This window comes from Butyrivibrio fibrisolvens (assembly GCF_037113525.1).
In the GTDB taxonomy this organism is placed as follows: Bacteria; Bacillota; Clostridia; order Lachnospirales; family Lachnospiraceae; genus Butyrivibrio; species Butyrivibrio fibrisolvens.
This window is the reverse complement of the sequence record NZ_CP146963.1, coordinates 4,075,392-4,091,914: the sequence shown is the minus strand read 5'-3', so window position 1 is coordinate 4,091,914 and position 16,523 is coordinate 4,075,392. Positions and strand designations below refer to the sequence as shown.

Annotated in this window: 12 protein-coding genes; 11 read left to right on the top strand and 1 reads right to left on the bottom strand. The window is 36.7% G+C overall.

Features of this window, described 5'->3' with window-relative positions; all coding sequences use genetic code 11:
* The first annotated feature begins 7 nt into the window (after positions 1 to 7).
* The 10 genes from WAA20_RS17395 (at position 8) to WAA20_RS17350 (ending at position 13,609) form a co-directional block, all read left to right on the top strand.
* Positions 8 to 1,396 (top strand): DUF2142 domain-containing protein, encoded by a 1,389-nt coding sequence (locus WAA20_RS17395; RefSeq protein WP_073388812.1) that lies wholly within the window; start codon positions 8 to 10, stop codon positions 1,394 to 1,396.
* A gap of 5 nt (positions 1,397 to 1,401) precedes the next feature.
* The gene (locus WAA20_RS17390; RefSeq protein WP_073388810.1) at positions 1,402 to 2,637 is read left to right on the top strand and encodes a glycosyltransferase; all 1,236 of its coding nucleotides are present in this window, start codon (positions 1,402 to 1,404) and stop codon (positions 2,635 to 2,637) included.
* A complete protein-coding gene (locus tag WAA20_RS17385) occupies positions 2,630 to 4,129 on the top strand; it encodes a hypothetical protein (RefSeq protein ID WP_073388809.1) in 1,500 nt (499 codons plus the stop codon). Before WAA20_RS17390 ends, WAA20_RS17385 begins: the two co-directional genes overlap by 8 nt.
* Positions 4,130 to 4,165: 36 nt before the next feature.
* Positions 4,166 to 5,656, top strand: coding sequence for a hypothetical protein (locus tag WAA20_RS17380; protein ID WP_073388807.1), 1,491 nt, complete (start codon positions 4,166 to 4,168; stop codon positions 5,654 to 5,656).
* Between the two features lie 84 nt (positions 5,657 to 5,740).
* Positions 5,741 to 7,387 (top strand): glucosyltransferase domain-containing protein, encoded by a 1,647-nt coding sequence (locus tag WAA20_RS17375; protein ID WP_167562739.1) that lies wholly within the window; start codon positions 5,741 to 5,743, stop codon positions 7,385 to 7,387.
* A gap of 66 nt (positions 7,388 to 7,453) precedes the next feature.
* Positions 7,454 to 8,410, top strand: coding sequence for a glycosyltransferase family 2 protein (locus WAA20_RS17370; RefSeq protein ID WP_073388804.1), 957 nt, complete (start codon positions 7,454 to 7,456; stop codon positions 8,408 to 8,410).
* Between the two features lie 44 nt (positions 8,411 to 8,454).
* Positions 8,455 to 9,591, top strand: a complete 1,137-nt coding sequence (locus WAA20_RS17365; RefSeq protein ID WP_167562738.1) for a glycosyltransferase family 39 protein — start codon at positions 8,455 to 8,457, stop codon at positions 9,589 to 9,591.
* Positions 9,588 to 10,715 carry a glycosyltransferase family 4 protein gene (locus WAA20_RS17360; protein ID WP_081373892.1) on the top strand — a complete coding sequence of 376 codons (1,128 nt, stop codon included), beginning with the start codon at positions 9,588 to 9,590 and terminating at the stop codon, positions 10,713 to 10,715. The genes WAA20_RS17365 and WAA20_RS17360 overlap by 4 nt, the downstream gene beginning before the upstream one ends.
* A 76-nt stretch (positions 10,716 to 10,791) precedes the next feature.
* Complete coding sequence (locus tag WAA20_RS17355; RefSeq protein ID WP_073388800.1) at positions 10,792 to 12,612, top strand: DUF6020 family protein; 1,821 nt, start codon at positions 10,792 to 10,794, stop codon at positions 12,610 to 12,612.
* A 22-nt stretch (positions 12,613 to 12,634) separates the two neighbouring features.
* Complete coding sequence (locus WAA20_RS17350; RefSeq protein ID WP_073388798.1) at positions 12,635 to 13,609, top strand: glycosyltransferase; 975 nt, start codon at positions 12,635 to 12,637, stop codon at positions 13,607 to 13,609.
* A 116-nt stretch (positions 13,610 to 13,725) separates the two neighbouring features.
* On the opposite strand, the gene WAA20_RS17345 is transcribed toward WAA20_RS17350, so the two are convergent.
* The gene (locus WAA20_RS17345; protein ID WP_073388797.1) at positions 13,726 to 14,790 is read right to left on the bottom strand and encodes a glycosyltransferase family 4 protein; all 1,065 of its coding nucleotides are present in this window, start codon (positions 14,788 to 14,790) and stop codon (positions 13,726 to 13,728) included.
* 171 nt (positions 14,791 to 14,961) lie between these two features.
* Here WAA20_RS17345 and WAA20_RS17340 point away from each other — a divergent pair, with 171 nt between their 5' ends.
* On the top strand, positions 14,962 to 16,491 hold the full coding sequence (locus WAA20_RS17340) for a hypothetical protein (RefSeq protein ID WP_073388795.1): 1,530 nt from the start codon (positions 14,962 to 14,964) through the stop codon (positions 16,489 to 16,491).
* Positions 16,492 to 16,523 lie beyond the last annotated feature (32 nt).

Sequence of the window (16,523 nt, the reverse complement as noted above, 5' to 3'; positions counted from 1 at the left end):
TATTTTTATGACAGATAACAAAATGAATTTTAAAAAGAGTCTTATATTTATAGCGGTGATCATGTGTCTTGGTATTATTTGTACACTTGCCATGGCACCTCTTTGCGTACCTGATGAAGAGATACATTATAATGATGCACTATATATGTCTAATCAGATGCTTAAAGCAGTAGGACATAATGATCTTAGGATACCTGCAGCAATGGATCAGATCGTGAGTTTTAGAGATGGAAGTCAGACAGTGTCTTTCTGGACTGATTGGACTACAGGACAGGAGCTTGTAGATTCAAAATTTGGTACTTCATGGGAAGGTACAATGCCATCATTCCCATACATCTGGTCAGGGCTGTTTCTTGCTATAACAAGGCTTATGGGTGCTCCTTATCAGGTAATACTGATCGTTAGCAGACTGGCTAATCTCCTGTTTTTTGCTCTTATTGCAGCACTTTCTATCTATGTTTGCCCTCAGATGAAGTGGGCGATAATGGCAGTATCATTTCTTCCCTCAACTGTTTGGGGAGTTAATTCTTTTTCTTATGACATGTGGAATACAGCATTTGCTGTGCTGTATGTCGCTTATATAGCACGTTGTATGACACTTGATAAGATAAAGATCAGGAACATTGTTGGGATATTTATCTTTATGATGCTGTTTCTTCCAACGAAGTTTATTTATTTCCCAATGGCTTTGCTTATCTTTATGCCGTCATATAAGAAGCTGGACAGGAAGGATAAAAGGGACATTATTATATTTGGAGGAGTAGCTCTTGCTATAGTTGGAGGCGTTCTCTGGTATTTACGAGGACCTGAAGTTATAGCATATTTTAGTTTCTGTTTTGACTTAAGAGCAGAGGCTGATTATTCCAATGTATATACTCTTTCAACTATAATTCATCATCCGTTCCATGTTTTTTATGTTATAGTTGCAACATTTATAGAGTATACACAGCATTTCATTATCAAGAGTATATGCGGAGAAAACTATAGCCAGCATGTTCCGGGATTTCTTCAGTTTGCGATCATTGTGGTTTTTGTCTTGCTTATATCCGGATCTGTAAATATTAGGAGAGCTGATAGTGATCTCTCTTCAGATGACGTTACTGAATTTCGTAGTATCAGAGCAAGACTAATAGCTGCGTTTATATATGTAGTCAATTCAATTGGATTTGCTGTTGCATTTCTGCTTATGTTTAATATTTACAGTGAAGGTGAGTTCCGCCTTATAGTGGGAATGCAGGGAAGATATTATCTTCCACTTTTAATGCTTCTTCCTTTTATTCTTAATAACCGCTTCTGGAAGCCTGATGAGAAGACTATGAAGAAGCTAATGGTAGCACTTATAGTTCTTAATGTTGTTGTTACCTTCTGTAAGTTTGCAGGAGTTATGGAGACCTGATACGGATGACCAAGACTAAGCTTATCCAGATAAATACAGTGTGCAATACCAGCACAGGTCATATTATGGGTGACATAGCAAGAGGAGCAAATGAAGCTGGTTTTGATACTATGATCATATATGGAAGAAGGATGCCATTTGATGATCTTAATTGTGTAAAAGTTGGGAATAGCGCCTTTTTCTGGCTTCATGTTGCACTTACAACGGCATTCGACCTTCAGGGACTTGGTTCTATACTGATCACGCGCAAGATAGTTAATATATTAAGACGAGAGAATCCTGATATTATTCATCTTCATAATATTCATGGTTACTATCTGAATTATCCGATTTTATTTAAATACCTTAGAGATGAGTTTAAAGGCAGGGTCTTTTGGACGCTGCATGACTGCTGGGCATTTACAGGTCACTGCGCACACTATGTTGCAGCAGGATGTGATAAGTGGAAAACAGGATGCAGTCACTGTCCTTGCAAAAATGAATACCCTATAAGCTGGGGATTGGATTCATCTAAGGGTAATTATACAAGGAAGAAGAAATTATTTTCCGGGATTTCAAATATGACGCTGATCGTACCTTCAGACTGGCTTAAAAGCCAGGTACAGGAGTCATTTCTTAAGGATTATCGGACTATAGTCGTTAATAATGGAATAGATGTAAAGCGCTTTAGTTATAATAAGTGTGAAGATATAAGGGCTAAATATGGAATTGCCGAGGATAAGAAGATAATCCTTGGTGTATCAAGTGTATGGAATCGCAAAAAGGGATTTGATGATTTCATTAAGCTTTCCGAAGTCCTTCCAGATGATTATGTCATTGTTCTTGTGGGACTTAGTCCTTCACAGAAGGTTACACTTCCAAAGAATATTGTTGGTGTTGTAAAGACAGCTGATCAGGATGAACTTATAAAGCTTTATTCGGAAGCTTACATTTTCATGAATCCGTCACTTGAAGAGTCATTCTCTCTTGTAACTGTTGAAGCTATGTCTTGTGGTCTTCCGGCTATAGTCCTCGATACCAGTGCGGTTGGAGATCTTGTACGTCCTGAAGTGGGAGTGGTTCTTCACGAACATGAGAGTGAAGATTATCTTAATGCTATAAAGCATATAGATGATAAGCTTAAAGCAGGAGAATATGATCGAAGCTCTATATCAGAATATGCCGGTAGGTATTCAAAGGCATCTATGATAAATAGCATGCTTAAAATATATAATGAGAATAGAGATAAAGACTATGAATAAGCGTATATTAAAAAATAAATCCGACGTTTTTAAAATACTTATGATCGTGTATCTGGTGATAATGGCTGTCCTATTTGCAAGCTATTATTATGCAGATTTCAGAGAGGTATCATGTGTCGGTATTAACTTTTGGGATATTCTGTTCAGAGGAGATCTTCTTCATTTCTATGATCAGGATTTTATTTATGATGGAATTCAGTTTTTTCCCAACTATAATATCCTGATGTATATGATCTTTGCAGTATGGAATCTGCCAACCTGGATTGTTACTAAAGTTTCGGCTGTGGATGTTTATAATTCTACGCTCTGTCTTCTGTGGATGAAGAGTATAACACTTATCTGGACAGCTGCTTTCATGTGGACTTTCACTAAACTGATAAAGGTATGTATAAAAGAATCTTCTAAAGAAAGCGGTATTGATGGGGAGTCATACGAAGATATAATATTTGGTGATCCTGTCAGAACCGGAGCGGCATTGTTTTTGTCATCAGCTTTCTACATGAGCGCAGTAGTTATCTGCGGTCAGTACGATATTATAAGCATGACATTTGTAATGCTGGGAATACTTCATTATATTACAGAAGATAAGATAAAACATGGCTATAATGTCTTTTTCATCCTGTATTTTGCAATTGCGCTTCCTCTTAAGATGTTTGCACTTCTTGTATTTATTCCGCTTCTTCTTTTGAAAGAGAAAAGGATTTACAGAATAGTTGTAAATGGAATACTTGTGTATCTTCCAACTTTACTTTTAAATAAGGTGTTCCCTGTCAAGTATGTTATTAATCCTGAAGTTGCAGAAGGGCTCACCTTGTCTTCAGCTAATTCTTATGACATGAGTCTTCTTCCATTGTATGTAGATCTTTATGATTTCATAAACATAGGATTTGGAGTTTTGTTCTTATATGTATTTGCGGAAGTGATCTTACTGATCATATGCTACATGTTTGATCTGAATAAGTCAGATTCTAAGATTAAGTGGATCATTTATGTTTGCTTCATGACTTATTTTAATCAGTTTGTACTTGCATATTCACATCCATACTGGCTTCTTATGATAGTTCCTTTTATAGTGATAATGATATTACTTAACAGGAAATACATGTATATAAATATTCTTATAGACACAGTAATGTGCCTTGGAATGCTCCTTGCACAGATGTTCTTCTTCACCTGGGCATATACAGGAGAGATTGTGATGAGGTCTTTCTGGAGATACATTACAGGTTCTAAACATGAGTTTGTGTCGCTTACAGAATTTGCAGCACGCTTTGTGGCCGACGATCGTCTGCAGACTTATGCTACAGGTATAGGACTTACTATATTTACTGCTGGAATGTTGGTATTTGCAGTGATCAATTGTCCGCCTATATACAAGAGACTTAAGATCGTAGATTATGAAGAGAAAGTAACTACATGGCTGTTTCCGGCAAGACTACTTGGTGGTCTTATATTTGGAATGATTCCTTTAGTATTGTATTTCCTTGTATGACGATTAAAAATCAGAATGGAAGAAGAGAAATAATAAATGCAAAGAATAAAATTATCCTCTATAGTGAACAAATTGAAAGAAGTATGCAGGTATTTTAAATCCTTAAAAACAATTGATGCTGTATTACTGGTTGTAGCTTTGCTATTTAGCTTTCTAACCATGTACTATGCAGATATAACTGTTACAGGACAGTATGGTCTGACTTTCTGGGACTCTCTTTTTGATGGTAAGATCCTTAGTTTTTATGAGAATGCTCTTTCAAGTGGTGTTGCTCCAGAAGGTGCAGTATATGATATTGGAACCTACATAATATTCGGCATTTGGCAGCTTCCTATATGGATACTTAATAAGGTGCTTGGTGTCAGTGCTCTTTCTGTAGGTGCGCTGTTATGGCTAAAGTTACTGCCGGTTCTTTTTCTGCTACTTACAACATATGAAACAGCAGAACTTTCATATAAGCTTGGTATCAGTGATACTCTTAAAGCTCAGGTGGGAATTGTGTTTCTAACATCTCTCATTACATATTTGCCAGTTATGGTAGTGGCTCAATATGATGTAATACCTTTGTATTTTATGGTCAGAGCTATAAATGCCTATGTTGACAGAGATGACAAGAGTTTTTATATAAACTTTGCAATATCTATGACAGTGAAACCTTTGACTATACTTGCGCTGTTTGTGCTAATAATCCTTAGGGAGAAGAATGTCGTAAGGATTGTCGTAGATCTTATCAAAGGATCATTTTTGATGATAATATGTAAGGCTGTTTATTCTATGAATGAAGCTTATAAGTTAAGCTGTAGCGGGTTCCTTCAGAAGAATATGCCGTCGCTTTTTGATGCATCAGTTAATATGGGAAGACTGGGTAATGCTTCACTTTTCATAATAGGGCTTATAGTAGTATATCTTGTGGCATATTTTGATGAATCATATCTTGATGCATCAAAAGAAGGAGCAGTAGCAGAACATATTAGCATTGACAGGAAAGCTTTATTGTATGTTTTTGGGGTATGGGCTGTATTTGTTGCATTTGCATCTGCAACCTGTTATTGGACTATATATATGGCTCCATTTGTGATACTTGTGTGTTTCATGTGTGGCAGACATCTAGATAAAGTGCTTCTTGTTGAAACTGTCATGGAATGTGCCCTTACGGTTCTTATGGTTTTAAGCTTTAGTTGGGTATATGGCGGAGATATGACTTATGGCTATCTTATTCTGAAAGGCTTTTGTGGCAAGGCTATTGCGGGCGAAGATGGTAAGACTATAGCGGGGCTTTTAAATTGGATATTATCGGCAGGAGAGCTTGCTCCGGCTATATGTGGTGTGTTTGTTGCTTGCTTAGCTGCGATTGGAATAAGAGCATATTTATGTAATAAAAATAGAGTACTTGAAGATATAAATTTGCAGGTAAGTGACAATGTTCAGGCCGTTAAATGTAATATATGGCTTCTGCGTCTTAAGATAGCTATTATCTGGATGTGGTGTATAGCGACACTTGGAGCTTTGTATTTGACAGGCAGGTAATATCAAGACTCAAAATACTGATTATTTATTTAATGTTATTATTGATATTTAAACAATTAAGGACTGGGTAATCTGATGGATTTAATGATTAATGATTTATATGAGGCTATTAAGATCAAAAAATACCTTACTCGTGAGAGGATATATATCTTTGTTGTAGGTATAATATCAGGACTTATCGCTCATATTTATTATATGGTCAATAGAATAGCAAGTGATGATATGGCAGTAATTGGTTATTCTGAAGACCCTTATAATGTGATCGAGTATGTTGTAAGAGGAAGTGCTACAGGAAGATGGCTTGGATCAGTAGTTGATCTTGTTATGACCTGGTATAGATCATTCTATGTTGCAGGATGGATCACTATAGTTCTAATGGCTTTGATATCACTTTTTCTTATCAGCTGTTTTAATATTAAAAGTAAGACAGGTATGGTATTAACAACTGTCTTAATTGAGATATCTCCTGTAACTCAGGGCTATGTTGTACTTGGTGAGATATCTTATGTTATAGCATCTTTATTTGCGGTTGTTTCAGCGTGGCTTATTATTAAGCGAAGAGGCGTGCTTTCAACATGGATTAGATCATTTATTTTTCTTGGACTAGCACTTGTGATCATGCCAACTAATATGTCATGCATGATCACAACTATTTTGCTGTGGGCTATATCAGAACTGGCGTATAGTAAAGAAAATAGTGCTGACGATATTATGAAGCTGATACTAAAGGCATTCGTAGTATTAGTTATGGCAGGAGCATTTCTGTTATTGTCTTCAGCTCTTATTATGAAGATCGGCAATGTATCATCTACAGGATATCAGGGCGCTGAACAGGCTGTTAGTGGATCTTTTCTAACACAGCTTCCACTTAATCTGTTTCAGGTTTACAAGAAGTTTATAGTACAGGGATTATGGAAGATACAGATTGTACCTGTTTTAAGAATTACTTATTACCTGGCTTATATCATTGATCTAATCTTGATCTTTGTTTTATGGAGTCAAAGTAAAAAAGATAATGTGTCATCTTCAGGTAAAAGGGCTGTATTGATAGGAATTGGACTGATACTTGTTCCTGTAGCTGTGTGCACAATTACAGTTATTAGCTATGGTTTTATGTACAGAGGCCAGCATAGATTTCCGCTTATGATCCTGATTATCGGTGGAATAATGCTTACAGAGAAGGTATCAATGCTTTATGGCAGTGCTATTAAGCAAAAGTCAAAGAAGATTTGGAACGTATGTATAATTGCAATTATTAATAGCGTTCTGATGATCTATGGCTTTTTCCTTTATGACAATATAGGCTACCAGATGCAGCATTATGTAATGGAGCATGATTCTGCTTTGTGTATCAGAATTTTATCAGCACTTGATGCGAATGAAGATTTTGAATATTCAGATCCAATATATTTCCTTAACATTACTACATGGGATGAAAATGAAGCTGTGACAGATGCTAAATACGAACCGGAATTATATTCTGTTATCTGGCCTGTAGTTACGACCAATCTGTATTGCTATGGAGATATTTCCATACGAAGACATATGACGAATTATGAAGGTGTTGACTTTATAAGCCCGTCAGAAGAAATTCAGAATGAGATAGAGGATTCAGAACTCGTAGAGCAGTATGATGATCTTAAGGCCTGGGATTTTGTGATCACAACCTATAAAGGTGTTACTGTAGTTGTTGTAAAAACCGTAATGCCTCCAAATGTTCTCTACGGATAAAGTCATGCATACAGAATTGCTATATTGGGCTAACGCATTTATAATGTTTATCGGATGTGAATGATTATGAAAAAAATAAGTATTGTTGTACCTTGCTACAACGAAGAAAATAGCATAGAGGCGCTTTATAAGGTGATAACTGACATGTTTCATGATCAGTTATCTTCTTATGACTATGAACTGATCCTTGCGGATGACTTTTCAAAAGACAGAACGAGAGAAATTATTGCTCGCATGTGCAAGGAAGATAAGCATGTTAAGGCTGTTTTTAATATGGCCAATTTTGGATTTTCCAGAAATGTCTTCTCAGCACTTCAGGAGATGACAGGCGATGCTGCATTTTTGGTTTTTGGTGATATGCAGGATCCGCCACAGCTTCTTCCAGAGTTCATAAAGAAGTGGGAAGCCGGATGCAAAGTTGTTATAGGCCAGAAGACTGCAAGCGATGAGAATAAGTTTATGACTTTTATGCGTAAGCGCTATTATGGTCTTATCCGCATGCTATCTGAAAGACCTCAGATTGAAGAGTTCAATGGCTATGGTCTGTATGATAAGAAATTCATAGATATATTGAGAGATATTGATGATGTTCAGCCATATCTTAAAACAGTTGTTTCTGAATATGCACCTAATCATGGAGTAGTATATTATCATCATCAGAAATCTGTCAGAGGAAAGTCAAACTTTAATTTTTACAAGAACTATGACTTTGCTATGGAGGGCATAACTTCTTCTACCAAGAAGCTGCTTCGTATAGCGACTTTCCTTGGAGCTGGTTTGGGTCTGTTTAGTATCATATACTCTATCTATGTATTTGTAATGAAGCTGATATCACCCGATTCATTTCCTGCCGGAACGGCATCCATAATGATAGGTGTGTATATCATTGGCTCTGCACAGCTCTTCTTTATAGGTGTTCTTGGCGAATATATGCTTAGCGTAAATCTTAGAACTATGAAGAAACCAAGAGTAGTTGTTGATAAGAGACTTAATTTTGATGATCACGAAGATGTTTTGAATTAAGACGTTTAAAATTATGACATTATAGATAAAGGATAAAGATGATTATGAATTCAAAATCAGGAATTGAAAAGTTCATCACAAATCCTTCCAGAACACAGTTAATAATATATATAGCGGCAATGATAGTAATATCACGTGCCGCCTTTTTTCTGTTGTATGTATGGCATTTGGATGGAAGCACATTTCAGGGATTCCTTGAAAGTATTAATATTTGGGATAGTAACTATTATAAGATGATCGTGACAGATGGATATCCCGAATCTGCAACGGCACAGTCAAGTTGGGCATTTTTTCCTTTATATCCTCTTACTGTAAGACTTGTAACTAAGCTTACAGGCATGAATATTGATCTTGCAGGATTTCTGATAAGCAATATCTGTTGTTTTGTTTCTTGTATATATTCGTATCTTTATATCATGGAGACAAGAAAGAATGCAGAAGAGGCTCTTTTTTATCTTACACTGATGGTAATGGGAGTGTGCGGCTTCTATGAGAGTATAATGTATACAGAAGCCATGTATCTGATGTTCTTATCAATGTGTTTCTATTATATGGAGAAAGATTCATATTTGGTAATGGGAGTATGCGGAGCATTAATGACAGCTACTCGTAATACTGGAGTATTTTTTGTATTTGCTATTCTTTTCTACTGGATACATAAGATTCAGGCAAAATCTTTCAAGGAGTTTGTGATACGGACTTTTTCAAATTCTAGACTTGTACTTGGAACTATGATGGTTCCTTTGGGAATGTTTTTATTCATGTATCATTTATGGAATCTTACAGGTGATCCACTTGCATTTGTTCACATACAAAAAGCTTTTATGCAGGATACAAAGCCGGGTATGTTTAATGTATTTGCAAGAGCCGTTGATTTATACGGAGGACAGCTTTGGTTCTGGGGATATGTTATAGGATTACTCTTGATACTCGTAATGCTGTGTACTCTTAAGAAGAATTCAGAGCGTGTATGGGGAATCATTAATTGGATAATCCCATTCCAAAGAGGAATGGGATGTCAGCAGAGATATCTCCATATCGATATTGTTACGGAACTTTGCTTTTCAGATTGGTGTATGAAGCTTAAACGTAGGTGGCGAATTGCAATATTGGTTCTGATGGCGCTTGCAGAACTTGTGCTTATGATAATGTGGCTTGATAGGAACGGATTTTTGGTATGAGAATTCTTTTAGTAAGGCCTTGGCCATATAAACTTAATATCGATAGTTACAACGTTCAGGAGATAGGCTTGTCACGAGCTTTAGTTAAGCGAGGGCATAGCTGTGGCATAGTCCTTTATCTTGAAGAAGGAGAGAGCTATACGGAAGAATATGAGCAGGGGATTACTATCTATTATTTGCGCGGCCGTAATTTCTTCAAGAATGGCCTGTTTGGCAAAGAACTTAAAAATATTATTGATGGATATGATATTATTCAGGTTCATGAATATGACCAGATTCAGAGCTGGAAGATATATTCTCATATTCATGATAAAAAGGTAGTTATATATCATGGACCTTATTTTGATAAGTTCAATAAGGGATATAACTTAAAGTGCTCGGTATTTGATTCTATGTTCCTTTCGTTTAGCCATAGGGCTAAGGATGAAGTGACCTGTCTTACCAAGAGTCCCCTTGCAGCGGATTTTTTAAAGTCGAAAGGTTTTAAGAATGTCACAAGTGTTGGTGTGGGACTTGATACAAAGCCTTTTGAAGGTGATGGAATAGACGATATATCGGATCAGATGCCTGGTGATAAGGTTAACATTATCTATGTTGGTAAGCTTGAAGAAAGGCGTAATACGCCGTTTCTTTTTGATCTTATGCAACGGATCCTTGATTCTGTTCCTGAAGCTTTCTGTACAGTAGTAGGTTCTGGAGACAAAGAATATGTTGAAGCGCTGCAGGATAAGATAAGTGCTTTAAAGGATACTGGAAGATTTCTATATATCGAGAAGGCGCCGCAGAAGGCCCTTGCACAGGCTTATAAAAAGGCTGATATCATGCTCTTTCCATCTAATTATGAGATATTTGGAATGGTTCTTCTTGAGGCAATGTTCTTTGAAAATGCAGTTATTAGCAGTGTGAATGGTGGATCATCAGAGCTTATATCAGATGGAGATAATGGAATTATCTGTAATTCATTTTCTACAGATGAATGGCTTGATAAAGTTACAGAACTTGTCAAAGACAAAGATAAGCTTTATTCTATAAAAGCTAATGCTTCTAAGACGATACATGATTCATATACTTGGGATAGTATAGCAGAGAAGTTTGAACAGGCGTATTGCTTGGAAAATATGTAGATTGTTAGGTATCAATAGTTTGAAGATATCTACTAAGCTGATATAAAAACAGATAATACTCGTAAGGTGGTATAAAGTGAAGACAGATAGAACGAAAAAGCTGATATTTGCGATCATTTCGATAATTGTTGTTTGTGCAATTAATGCATCTGTAGTAATGGTAACGGGTGTAGAGACAGAAAATTCGCTTCTGGAATTTGTAAGTAAGTTTTCATTTTCTGTTTCAACTGTAAATATAGTCGATGTAGTATCATGCTTTGGTATATACGCACTTCTCACATATGCATTTGGTGATGATAAGTTTAAATTAGTAATACCTGAGCTGATAAGCGCTGTTTTACTGTCATTTCTTTATATATGGTGTTTTAGCTATAAGCTGACACAGGATACATCAGCTCTTTTTGATAATCCGTTTCAGACATATATAACTATTTTCAGATTCTTGGGATATACAGTTTTATTTTATGCCGCTATAGAGAGCTTTTTCAAATTCCTTGGATCGGTGAATATCAAAGAAAATAATACGTCTTGTAAAGATGTCTTTATTATATCTTCTGTTGTTATATTCCTTGGTTGGCTGTTTTGGATCGTTATGGCATTTCCGGGAACAGTTGCCTGTGATGGAGTAACACAGCTTGGTCAGTACTATTTTGATTCTGTGTCAGCACATCATCCTCCTCTTTCAACCTGGATAATGGGAGTATTGTTTGATATTGGAAAGGGGATAACTAAGAATCCAAGATACGGTGTATTTCTTTATCTGTTCGTACAGGCTATAGTGGGTGCAGTCATTATAGGATATAGTATTTACACAATGGCTAGAATTGGTTTTGGCAGGATTGTTTGCTATGCTATAGCTGTGTTCTTTGCAATAATCCCCATTTTTGGAATGTTTGCGCAGTGGTATGAAAAGGATCTTTTCTATGGCCTTTTTACACTTCTGTTTTTGACAAAGCTGATCACTATGTGTCTGGATACAGAAAATGTTTCAATTAAAGATTGCATTATATTGACAGTGGAAGGCCTTCTCTGTGTATTCCTGAGAAATAATGGAATTTATGCTGTGATCCCGGTAATGATAGTAATGGCTTTCTTGATGAAGAAGAAACTTATACGCAGGTTACTATGGGGATGTTCAGCATTTGTAATAGTAGTATCTATCATTGTGAATGGCCCTGTGTTCAATTCTATGGGAATAGAAAAGGTTAATATCAGAGAAGCCCTTAGTGTTCCGATGCAGCAGTCTGCAAGATATGTTAAAGAATATGGCGGTGAAGTAACCGAAGAAGAGATGGCGGTTTTGGGAACCTTTTTTAACGATTATTATAATCTACCTGAAATATACGAGCCATTCTGTGCTGACTCAGTAAAGAATACTGTATTTGTCCAGAAAGAAAACCTTGGTAAGTATTTTCTTACATGGTTTAAAATGGGACTTAAGCATCCGGGAGTATATTTTGACGCCTTTATGTGTCTGAATTACGGATATCTGTCTCCTATAGAGCAGAATGCTGAAGCGAACGGAGATATGCCCAATCAGGATATGGAGAATGTTATGTCTCAGCTGATCGAAATGGGAGTAGATGGAAGCCAGGATTTAGATAATATTCAGATATTGAAGAGTATTATTTATGTAAATATGGTATTTCCATTGATCAGATATCTTTCCATGCCAGGTGCTTATATGTGGCTGACCATTATACTTATAGCGTTCTTCATAAGGATTAGAAGCCGTAAAGGGTATGTGATACTGATACCGAACATTATAAACCTATTAGTATGCCTAGCATCTCCTTTATGTAATGGTATGAGGTATCAGCTTCCGGTAATACTGTCAATGCCAATAATGATCGCTGTTACTATATATTTAATTAATAATAGTGAAAAACAAAAATAAAATTTTGAAATAGGACGAGATTATGAAGTTTTCGATTATTATACCTGTTAAAGAGATAAACGATTATATCCGCACAGCCATGCCTCATTACAAGAACATGGAATTTGATGATTATGAGATACTTATATTCCCTGATCATGTAGATGATGCGGTTGCTAATGAAGATGTTTTTAAAGCACTTGGCGATAAAGTGAGGATCATACCAAGCGGAGAGACTGGACCTGCTGAGAAGAGAGATATGGCGCTTGAGTATGCTAAGGGTGAGTATATTGCTTTTATAGATGATGATGCATATCCTGCAGCTCAGTGGCTTACAAAGGCATATGAGCTTCTTCAGGGAAGTGATGTTGGCGCTGTTGGAGGCCCTGCCGTGACTGCTCCTGAAGATGATATATGGCAGCAGGCATCAGGTAAGACATATGAGTCTAAGCTTTGCAGTGCAGGATATACATACCGATATATTCCTGAGCCCAGAAGAGATGTTGATGATCTTCCCAGTGTTAACCTTATCGTAAAGGCTGATCTGTTCAAAAAGATTGGCGGTTATGATTCAAACTATTATCCCGGTGAAGACACAAAGCTTTGCCTTGATATTGTTAATACAGGTCATAGGATAATTTACGATCCGGAGATCCTCGTATATCACCATCGCAGAAGGATGTTTAAGGCTCACCTTAAGCAGGCTACTAATTATGCTAAGCATAGAGGATATTTTGCCAAGGTGCTTCCACAGACATCAAGAAAATTTGCTTACTTTGTTCCAAGCCTTTTTGTTCTTGGACTTATACTTGGACCGATCCTTGCGATATTCTTTCCATTTATCTGGTATATATATGGCGGAGTATTGGCTTTATACTTTGTACTGCTTGCTCTTAGTATTCATAAACCGGGAAGTTTTAGCGTATGGATACTGACAATGGCCGGCATATTTACAACCCACGTTGGATATGGCATACGCTTTGTTCAGGGATTGTTGTCTAAAGAACTTTTAAGGTAAGAATTTTTAATATAGTAGATGTCCCCTCTTGGCTGGTTTGAACTGTGTCTCCAAAGTTGGATTTTGGAGCAATTCAAACCGGTCAAGAGGGGACATCTTATTTATACTGCTTTGAGTTATATTACAGACGAATAGATTGAAACGAGGTCATCTACAGTTTTATTTATATTATATTTTTTCTCTGAAAGGATACGTCCTGCATGCCCTAATTGTTTTCTGTAGTTTTCATTTGAAAGGACCTGGTCTAAAGCGTTTTCTATAGCTGTGGCGCTTTTACTTTGGATCATAAGTCCTTCTTTTTGGTCTTCCAGCATATATTGCATACCACCAACTTTAGTCACGATGGTCGCACAGCCATAAGCCATTGATTCAATTGGAGACAGTGGCATTCCTTCAAAGTAGGACGGAAGGATAAATATGGAGTGACTTTTTAAGAGCTCTTCCTTATCGGATCCTGTGATCCAACCCGGTGCTGATATGTGCTTGGAATCAGCAGCAATCTTTTCTCTGAATTCCGGTTCTTCGAAGCGGCCTGCAAGAGTAAGGTGAAGATCAGGATACTTGTCTTTTAGGTTGTTAACAGCTTCCAGAAGCTCGTTTATACCTTTATCCTTACATATTCTTCCAAGGAACAGGATGTTCCTGTTTGAATAGTCTTTGGTACTAATATCGTAATCAGGAATCTTAATTGTATTTGGAAGCATGCAGAGCTTTTCTTTATCTACTATATGACGGAAGAAATCGTACTGCGCTTTTGTAAGAACGATGAATTTATCACAGGCATTAAACAGCCTTACCATTTCATCTCTTTTTGATCCCTTAAGATCATTTCCATAAAATCTGTTTATATCGCCGCCATGCTGATGTATCACAAGCTTTTTATTGTGCTTTAAAGCAAGCTTCATGAACAGGGATTTACGATAGTAACTGGCATCAGCAGCAACATTGACATGGAGTATATCATAGTCTTTTATGCATATACTGACTTTAATATAAGCCTGGATGGCTTTAAGAAGCTTTTTAAATTTACTGCCATCAACCATAGTACCTATATAGCGAAGAGTGATCTTTCGATCAAGACCTGTATCATACAGGTTGTTGACAACGCCTGATACTCCGCCTTGAACACTGCGGTCGGGCCCGATCATAAGAACTTTTATTTTTTGGGTGTCTTTGCTCAAAGTGGTTGAAACCTCCGAAAATTCTACTGTTAATATAAGTATATTACACCATTTGATTCAAATGAACTATGTTATTATTGGTAGGTTATACAGCATACTAAAATCTTTGATTTGAAATGAGTACATGGTAAAATAAATCCTGGTATAAAAAACATAAGAGTAAGGACTATTATGAAGAAATTACTTAAAAATCTGACAATTATTCTGGCTATTGCATTTATGCTTAGTCTTATTCCCATAATACAATTATCCCCACATATCTATGCTCAGGTAGATGACTTCTCATTTTCGCGTTTTACACACGTAGCCTGGGTTCATACACACAATATTTTTGCGGTTATAGGAGCTGCTTTTAAGACTATTCCATTTTTCTATACTTTATGGCAGGGAACTTATACATCAGCATTTCTCATGTCACTTGAGCCAGGTATATGGAACCAGGAGTTTTATCATATAGTACCGATGCTTATGATAGCTATATTAGGAGTAGCTACATTCTGGTTTGTTAGTAGCTTTGTATCAGGAGTCCTTAAATTGGATAAGTATATAAGTTCCGGTATTACTCTGCTTATACTGATGATTTCCTTCCAGTGTATTAAGCAGCCGGCAGAAGCTTTCACCTGGTACAATGGAGCAATCCACTATACCGGAATATATGCTATGTGGCTTATATTGATTACGTGTAATATAAAAGTGTTTGCTTCGGGCGGAGCAGGCAAAAGAGCGCAAGTTGGACTGTGTTTGTTAGCGTTTCTTGTTGCAGGTGGTAATAATCTTACAGTACTTACTGCACTGATAGTTCAGGCCTATATGCTTCTGTTTATTGGAGTTATGGCTTTGTTTAAAGGAAAGCTAACAGGAAAGGAATCAGAAGATAATAAAAAATATTGTGAGCACAAGGCTGGTTATAATAAGCTTTTGATTACATTTATACCGGAAACAATATGCCTGTTTATTGGAGCTATGATCAACTTTCTTGCTCCAGGCAATGCTATCCGTATGGAGGCGATGGGGGGTAATTCTAATGGTATAGTTGAGACTATAGTTAAGTCTTTTTCTGCAGGGCTTAAATATAGCTTTGACTGGACTATAAGTATTTCATCATTATTGTTTATTGCATGGCTACTACCTTTTGCAATGGTCATCATTAAGAGACTGGTTGATAAGTTTGGCTTTGAATTTAAATTTCCGCTTCTTTTGATCCTTGCTGAGTACTGCCTGTTTTCTGCCATGTGGGCTCCCAATATATATACTTCAGATGAAACTGAGGTTCTCAGAACTCAGAACTTTATATATTTGGTGTATATAGTTTTACTTACTGTGACTGTTACTTATCTTATGGGATGGGTATATGTAAGACTGCTTAGGAAATATAAGATCACATCCAGGCTTCCATTACTGTGTGGAGCGTTGGTTGTCTGTGCTACGATTGGATTTGCTGCTACTATAGTACATGCAGGAAGTTATGGATATTACACATCGGTTGCTGCCTATAATGCAGTGAAGTCGGGGGATGCACTTCAGTGGGCAGGGACTATAAGATATGATTTTAAAGTGTTGGAAGAATCGGATGCGCCGGAAGTAAGAATAGCAAAGCCTGAGTCAGGATCTCCTGTTATTACCTGCGATGAGATAGAGGAGTGGAGACACGGCCTTGTATATTATTATGAAAAAGAATCAGTATTGTATGATTTTGAATGATAGGTAATTTTTTATATTTAATATAAAATTGG

Excerpts from the sequence above, each read along its gene's own strand:
- WAA20_RS17350 (WP_073388798.1), top strand. The coding sequence starts at position 12,635 with ATGAAGTTTTCGATTATTATACCTGTTAAAGAGATAAACGATTATATC.
- WAA20_RS17390 (WP_073388810.1), top strand. The coding sequence starts at position 1,402 with ATGACCAAGACTAAGCTTATCCAGATAAATACAGTGTGCAATACCAGC.
- WAA20_RS17360 (WP_081373892.1), top strand. The coding sequence starts at position 9,588 with ATGAGAATTCTTTTAGTAAGGCCTTGGCCATATAAACTTAATATCGAT.
- WAA20_RS17385 (WP_073388809.1), top strand. The coding sequence starts at position 2,630 with ATGAATAAGCGTATATTAAAAAATAAATCCGACGTTTTTAAAATACTT.
- WAA20_RS17370 (WP_073388804.1), top strand. The coding sequence starts at position 7,454 with ATGAAAAAAATAAGTATTGTTGTACCTTGCTACAACGAAGAAAATAGC.
- WAA20_RS17375 (WP_167562739.1), top strand. The coding sequence starts at position 5,741 with ATGATTAATGATTTATATGAGGCTATTAAGATCAAAAAATACCTTACT.
- WAA20_RS17340 (WP_073388795.1), top strand. The coding sequence starts at position 14,962 with ATGAAGAAATTACTTAAAAATCTGACAATTATTCTGGCTATTGCATTT.
- WAA20_RS17395 (WP_073388812.1), top strand. The coding sequence starts at position 8 with ATGACAGATAACAAAATGAATTTTAAAAAGAGTCTTATATTTATAGCG.
- WAA20_RS17365 (WP_167562738.1), top strand. The coding sequence starts at position 8,455 with ATGAATTCAAAATCAGGAATTGAAAAGTTCATCACAAATCCTTCCAGA.
- WAA20_RS17380 (WP_073388807.1), top strand. The coding sequence starts at position 4,166 with ATGCAAAGAATAAAATTATCCTCTATAGTGAACAAATTGAAAGAAGTA.